Annotated in this window: 7 protein-coding genes; 2 read left to right on the top strand and 5 right to left on the bottom strand. The window is 63.5% G+C overall.

Annotated elements, in window-relative coordinates; translation table 11 throughout:
• Positions 1-84: 84 nt before the first annotated feature.
• Positions 85-357 carry a hypothetical protein gene (locus tag HP499_RS20105; RefSeq protein ID WP_172325910.1) on the bottom strand — a complete coding sequence of 91 codons (273 nt, stop codon included), beginning with the start codon at positions 355-357 and terminating at the stop codon, positions 85-87.
• Positions 358-535: 178 nt separating this feature from the next.
• Between HP499_RS20105 and HP499_RS20100 the strand changes: the two genes are divergently transcribed.
• A complete protein-coding gene (locus tag HP499_RS20100; RefSeq protein WP_172325909.1) occupies positions 536-1,402 on the top strand; it encodes an NAD-dependent epimerase/dehydratase family protein in 867 nt (288 codons plus the stop codon).
• Positions 1,403-1,404: 2 nt separating this feature from the next.
• Complete coding sequence (locus HP499_RS20095; protein WP_172325908.1) at positions 1,405-2,310, top strand: isoprenylcysteine carboxylmethyltransferase family protein; 906 nt, start codon at positions 1,405-1,407, stop codon at positions 2,308-2,310.
• 32 nt (positions 2,311-2,342) lie between these two features.
• Here HP499_RS20095 and HP499_RS20090 read toward each other — a convergent pair whose 3' ends face one another.
• From HP499_RS20090 to HP499_RS20075, 4 genes are all read right to left on the bottom strand, one after another.
• A complete protein-coding gene (locus HP499_RS20090) occupies positions 2,343-3,167 on the bottom strand; it encodes an isocitrate lyase/phosphoenolpyruvate mutase family protein (protein WP_172325907.1) in 825 nt (274 codons plus the stop codon).
• Between the two features lie 68 nt (positions 3,168-3,235).
• A complete protein-coding gene (locus HP499_RS20085) occupies positions 3,236-4,045 on the bottom strand; it encodes an HAD family hydrolase (protein WP_172325906.1) in 810 nt (269 codons plus the stop codon).
• 38 nt (positions 4,046-4,083) lie between these two features.
• Positions 4,084-5,328 carry a type II toxin-antitoxin system HipA family toxin gene (locus tag HP499_RS20080; RefSeq protein ID WP_172325905.1) on the bottom strand — a complete coding sequence of 415 codons (1,245 nt, stop codon included), beginning with the start codon at positions 5,326-5,328 and terminating at the stop codon, positions 4,084-4,086.
• On the bottom strand, positions 5,315-5,513 hold a 199-nt coding region (locus HP499_RS20075), incomplete at its 5' end, for a hypothetical protein (RefSeq protein ID WP_216660195.1). The genes HP499_RS20075 and HP499_RS20080, both read right to left, overlap by 14 nt.

Genomic DNA, 5,513 nt, shown 5'->3' with positions numbered 1-5,513 from the left:
AAGGCCAGAGGGCCTACTGAACCGTCCTTGCGAAGGAAATAGGGCAGCGTCACTTCCGTAGCGTAGCCCATCGCCAAGGTGCGGTTAGCTCTCCTGCGGGACCGCCGTCGTCGTCGATTGCGGAACGATCGTCACGCCGTCGCTGACGTGCACAAGCGTACGGCCGCGACCGCCGTCGAGCTCCACCCAGACCGCAGTGGCATCGCCGGTGACGGCGTCCACCACGCCCGCGGACTCGAAGCCGGGCATCAGCGTGACGTTGACGCGATCGCCCTGCCGAAGCGAACGCCAGTGATGATCCGGTTCAATACGCCGCAACGGTGCGTTATTGATGCTGTTGATCCGACGCTTAGCCATGGTTCCCCTACAAATTCGATGAGACAGATAAACCGTTCGAATTTCATCGTGCAAATTTCATCGTGCAAATTTCACCGTGCAAACGGGTTCTTGGCTGGAAGCCTACGGCGGCAAGTTGAACGCCGGTTGTATGGAAGCTGGGAACCTGGTGACACTGTGGGACTGGCAAACTGGGGGCATGACTGTGTTGATTGCCGGCTGCGGCGACCTTGGAACCGAAGTTGGACTGCGCTTCGCGGCTGCGGGACATGACGTGGTGGGCCTGCGCCGCTCCCCCGGAAAGCTTCCCGAAGAGATCCGCGGGGTCTTCGCGGACCTCTCCACCTCAGTGCCGGAACTGCCCAAGGACGTGGACATTGTTGTGGTGGCTGTGGCCGCCGACGCTTCCACCGAAGAGGCTTACCGGGCGGCGTACCTGAACGGGGTCAAGAACGTCCTGGACGCCCTGGAACGGCAGTCCATCCCGCCGCGACGGATCCTGTTCGTCTCCTCCACGGCTGTGTACAAGGATTCCGGCGGGGCCGTTGTGGACGAGTCGACGCCCACGGAGCCCACCCGGTTCAGCGGCAAGGTCCTGGTGGAAGCGGAAGAGCTGTTGTTCAGCCGCACGCGCGGAACCAGCAGCCAGCCCATCTCCCTGCGGCTGGGCGGAATTTACGGGCCGGGGCGAACCCGGTTGATCGACCAGGTCCGCAGCGGCAAGGCCGTTATCCCTGCCCAACCGCGGCACACCAACCGCGTTCACCGCGACGACGCCGCAGCCATGATCGTGCACCTCACCACCATGGAAGCCACCCCGGACTCCGTCTATGTTGGCGTCGATGACCTCGCAGCGGAAATGGGGGACGTCATGCGGTTCCTCGCCGCTGAACTGCAATGCCCGGAACCCCCGACGGCGGCACCTGAGGGCGCGTCCGACGCCGGCCCCGGCGACAAACGCTGCTCCAACGAACGGCTGCGGGCCACCGGCTTCCAACCCACCTTCCCCACCTACAAAGAGGGCTACCGCGCGTTGCTGGCCGGAGAGGGCGTGCGGCACCCGTGACCATGGGGGCTCAGGGGGCTCAACTGTGGGGGCGGGCCTACTTCGCTGTGCAGGCCGTGGCTGGACTGACATGGTGGATTGCCGTTTTCCTGTCGCCAACGGTGCGCGGGGCAACGCTCGGCAGCCTGGACCCCGTACTTGTGGCGGCCTTTGACGTTCCACTGTTCGTCATCGGCTCGGGTATCGCGGCCTTCGGCGTCAGGGCAGCAGCCGCCGTGGCCACCGGCTGGACGGTCCTCGTTGCGATCGCCTTGGCCGCCTACGCCACCATCACTACCGAAGCGGGGTGGGGCGTCCTGATCATGATCGCCGCCGCCGCTTGTTCAGGTATCGCGTTGTTCTTTCTGGTGCGGGGCCGGGTGCCGACGGAACTGATCGTGCAGGGACCGTTCGCGTTCCGGCCGGCATCCACCCACCGCGGCACTGCAGCCAATGTGGCGGCAACCATGGGTCAGTTGGTCCTGTTCTGGGGATTCTTCCTGGTGGTAGTGCCGTCATTGCTTTCGTGGCTGGAGCAGCGCTGGCAGGTTGCCGTGCCGTTCCCCTCCGCCGCGGCGCCTACCGGGCTGGCCTTGCTGGTGCTGGCCAGTTTCCTGGGCATTGCTTCGGCGGTGACCATGTCCTCCACGGGAGGCGGCACCCCGCTGCCCTCCTCCATGCCCAACCGGCTGGTGGTCGCCGGGCCATACAGGTGGGTCCGGAACCCGATGGCCGTGGCCGGCATTTCCCAAGGAGCAGCCGTGGGCATGATGTTGGGCTCGTGGTTGGTGATCGCCTACGCCGTGCTCGGCTCGCTGCTGTGGAATTACGCTGTAAGGCCGCACGAAGAAGCGGACTTGGAACGTCGGTTCGGCACTGAATTCCAGCGATACCGTGATTCAGTGCGCTGCTGGGTTCCCCGCCGGTGAAAGGACCTGCCTTGCAGTAATAGCGAGGCCCCTCAGTTCTTCGTCGACGAGTCCATCAAGCCGTTGAGGAAGCCGTAATCCAAGGCTTGCCCCACCGAGGTGTACGTGCCCGCCGTGTTCAGCTCTTCAGTTGCCCGTTGCGCGACAGCGTAAGCGGCTTGGGCGATGCTGGATCCCAGGCTGACCCGGCCCACGCCCAGCTTTCCAAGCTCACCAACGCTGAGCGATCCCGCCCCCACCATGACATTGACGGGGACGGAAATCCCGGCGGTCAGGGCGGCGATGGTCCCTGCCTCTGATGCTCCCGGGACGAAGATGCCGTCGGCACCTGCCTCAATATACTGTTCGGCCCGGGCCAGGACTTCCGCGATCTGCTCCTCAACAGTGCCGGCACCGGCCAGGAAGACGTCGGTGCGTGCATTGATGAACAAGTCCTTGCCCGCGTGCCGCGCGGCATCCCGCGCAGCCGAAATCCTGGCGCAGAATTCCTCCGGGCGCCTGGAGCCGTCCTCCATGTTGATTCCAACGGCACCGGCCTCAACAATCCCGGCGACTGTCGTAGCGACTCCCTCGAGCGTGTCGGAGAAACCACCCTCGATGTCCGCGGTGACGGGCACGTTGACGGCTTCCACGATGCCTGCGACTACGGCAACGGCGCGCTCCCGGTCCAGTCGGTCGCCGTCGGGCAGGCCCAGCGACCAGGCGACTCCCGCGCTGGTAGTGGCAACAGCGGGCGCCCCTGCAGCCGCAGAAATGACAGCGCTGGCGACGTCCCAGGCGTTGCTCAACGCCAATGGTTTTTGGCTCGTGTGAAGGGATCGGAAGTGGGCGGCTGTTTGGTGGTGTTCGAAGCTCATGAGTTCATTCCATCAGCCGGTGCGGAATCTGGCTGGCGGGAATCGGACATTACCAGTGCAGCGCCTGACTAGACCCGCTGCTCCGTCAGCATTGCCTCGAGAACCTGGGCCACGCCGTCGTCGTCGAAGTGCGGCGCCTGCTGCCCGGCGGCGAGGATGGCCTCGGGGTGCCCGCTGGCCATCGCGTAACCGTGACCGGCCCAGCGAAGCATCTCGATGTCATTGGGCATGTCGCCGAACGCCACCACGTCACCGGCTTCGATCCCCAGGGACTCGGCGTACTTGGCCAGCGTCACAGCCTTGTTGATGCCCGGAACGGACATCTCCAGCATGGCCGTCCGCGGTGCCGAGTGTGTGGTGCTCACCAAATGCTCGACCGCCGGCTGGACCTCGGCCAGGAACTCGTCCGGAGTACCTTTGCGGGTTATAGCCAGGAATTTCACGACGGCGTCATCCGCCGTCAGCGTCTCGGCAAGCGGTGCGGGGGTGAACTCAGCGAGCAACTCGCTGGTTTCGTTCTCAATGAAGCCCGGCTCAAGCTGGAAGCCCGTAAGCGTCTCCACGGCGAACAGGGCGTCCGGCCTGATGGACTTGATGATACGGCGGGCTTCAAAAACGGATGCAGCATCCAAAACGCTGGAGGACAAGGCCTTTTCCGTCTCAAGATCCCACACCACGGCGCCGTTGGAGCAGATCACCATCCCGCTGTGACCCAACTGCTCCTGGAGCGGGTACAACCAGCGCGGTGGACGGCCCGTGACGAAGACGAGCTCCACTCCTGCGTCGCGGCACGCCTGGAATGCCTTGATGGTGCGGTCACTGATTTTGCCGTCGTGACCGAGGATGGTGCCGTCAATATCGCTTGCTACGAGCCGCATCATGCCAGTCTACGTGGGCGGCAGTGCGTCCTTCACCGCTACAGCTGGTCAGGTTCATAGTCGAAAAACGCCGCTCTCGGGAGCACCTGCTTTTCCCAGAGCCTCTGTTTGTCTGCCCTACCCAGCCGTGCAATATCTGCAGCAGCGTCCCAATTGTCACGGATACTCGACACGAGATTGTCAATAATCTCCCGGCCTTGTGCTGCGCTGAGCCCGTATGTCTCGGACTCGCCCACCAAAGCTGCGAAGTTGGAGACCTTCGCGCCGCGATCACCGCGTCCGTAACGCATCGCCTGTTCGAAAGTATCGCCGGACCTCTGCCCTGGGGCCAGATCGTAAGCCGGTGTCAGTTCCAAATGTTTCCCGTCCCAGAACGCCGCGTGATTTCGCGCGTGATCGTCGTTGTTGCTAATGGCAATATTCATCGCGATGCGTTGAAACAGCTCTGGTCCCGGCTTGGTGGCATCCTTGGCGTACTCGCGGAGCACATCAAGGATCTGGGGGTATGACACGTATCGTGCGTACATCTCGTCCGTCTGGGCCATGGTCAGGCCCGACACTGCGTGGCGTCTCCCGCCCGCCCCGTCACGGTCGAATCGGTGGACAAGAAGGACTTCCCGTCCGAGAGACGGCACAACCTTGCTATCGGCCACGTTCATACCGGCGCGCCGGGCTAGTTCAAGCATCGCCCCCTCAGCGTTTACCACCGAAAAGACGCGGTCGTCGGACGACGAGAACTTTGCGAGCCACTCGCTCCCGTCATCCTCAGTGAGCGTCGCCTTGGGACGCGCACCTCCAAGGCTGGTGCCATGAATCATGGCTGCGTCAAGACTTGCCGAAAGCTCGCCGCCTTCATCGAGGATGGTGGCGGCACTGTGCAACTCGTCCAAGGTTGCCGAGTCATCCCTGGCCACGTACTCATCCCGATCAACCTGGAAGTCCAAAGCGCCGAAGCGGTTCGAACCCGAACTCAGCATGTAGTCGATCTCGCTAAGGGAGTTTGGGGCAACATTCCGGCTCCTCTCAATGACACCGCGACCCCACCTATCGGGGCTGCCATCCCTGAGAACGCCAGCGATGCTCAGTCCGTCTGAAGGCTCCTGCACTCCTGGCCGAAGGGGAAGCTCAGGGGCGAACAGGCTGATAGCGTCCGGGCGGGATCTGTAATTCAGGCCGTAAATGAACGTGACGAGCGGCCCGGATTGCTCCACCCTCCCGGCTACCACAGGCTCGGTTCCGCCCGGCAGCCAAATCCAAACATAGAGCTCGTCAGAAATCATCATCGACACTCCTGCTCTTCGGTCGGCGCACACGGCTGGGTAGGAGAGCCAGCATCTCCTCCCCACGCTGACGACGAATCGCCAGCTCTGCACGGTCTTCAATACCGAAGATGGGAACGCCTACGAGGTCCGCGAGTTCCATCATGGTGCCTACGGCCGCACCGCGGCTGCCGGCCTCAGCTGCGAGT

This window comes from Paenarthrobacter sp. CM16 (assembly GCF_013179505.1).
In the GTDB taxonomy this organism is placed as follows: Bacteria; Actinomycetota; Actinomycetes; order Actinomycetales; family Micrococcaceae; genus Arthrobacter.
This window is presented reverse-complemented; position numbering and strand designations above follow the sequence as displayed.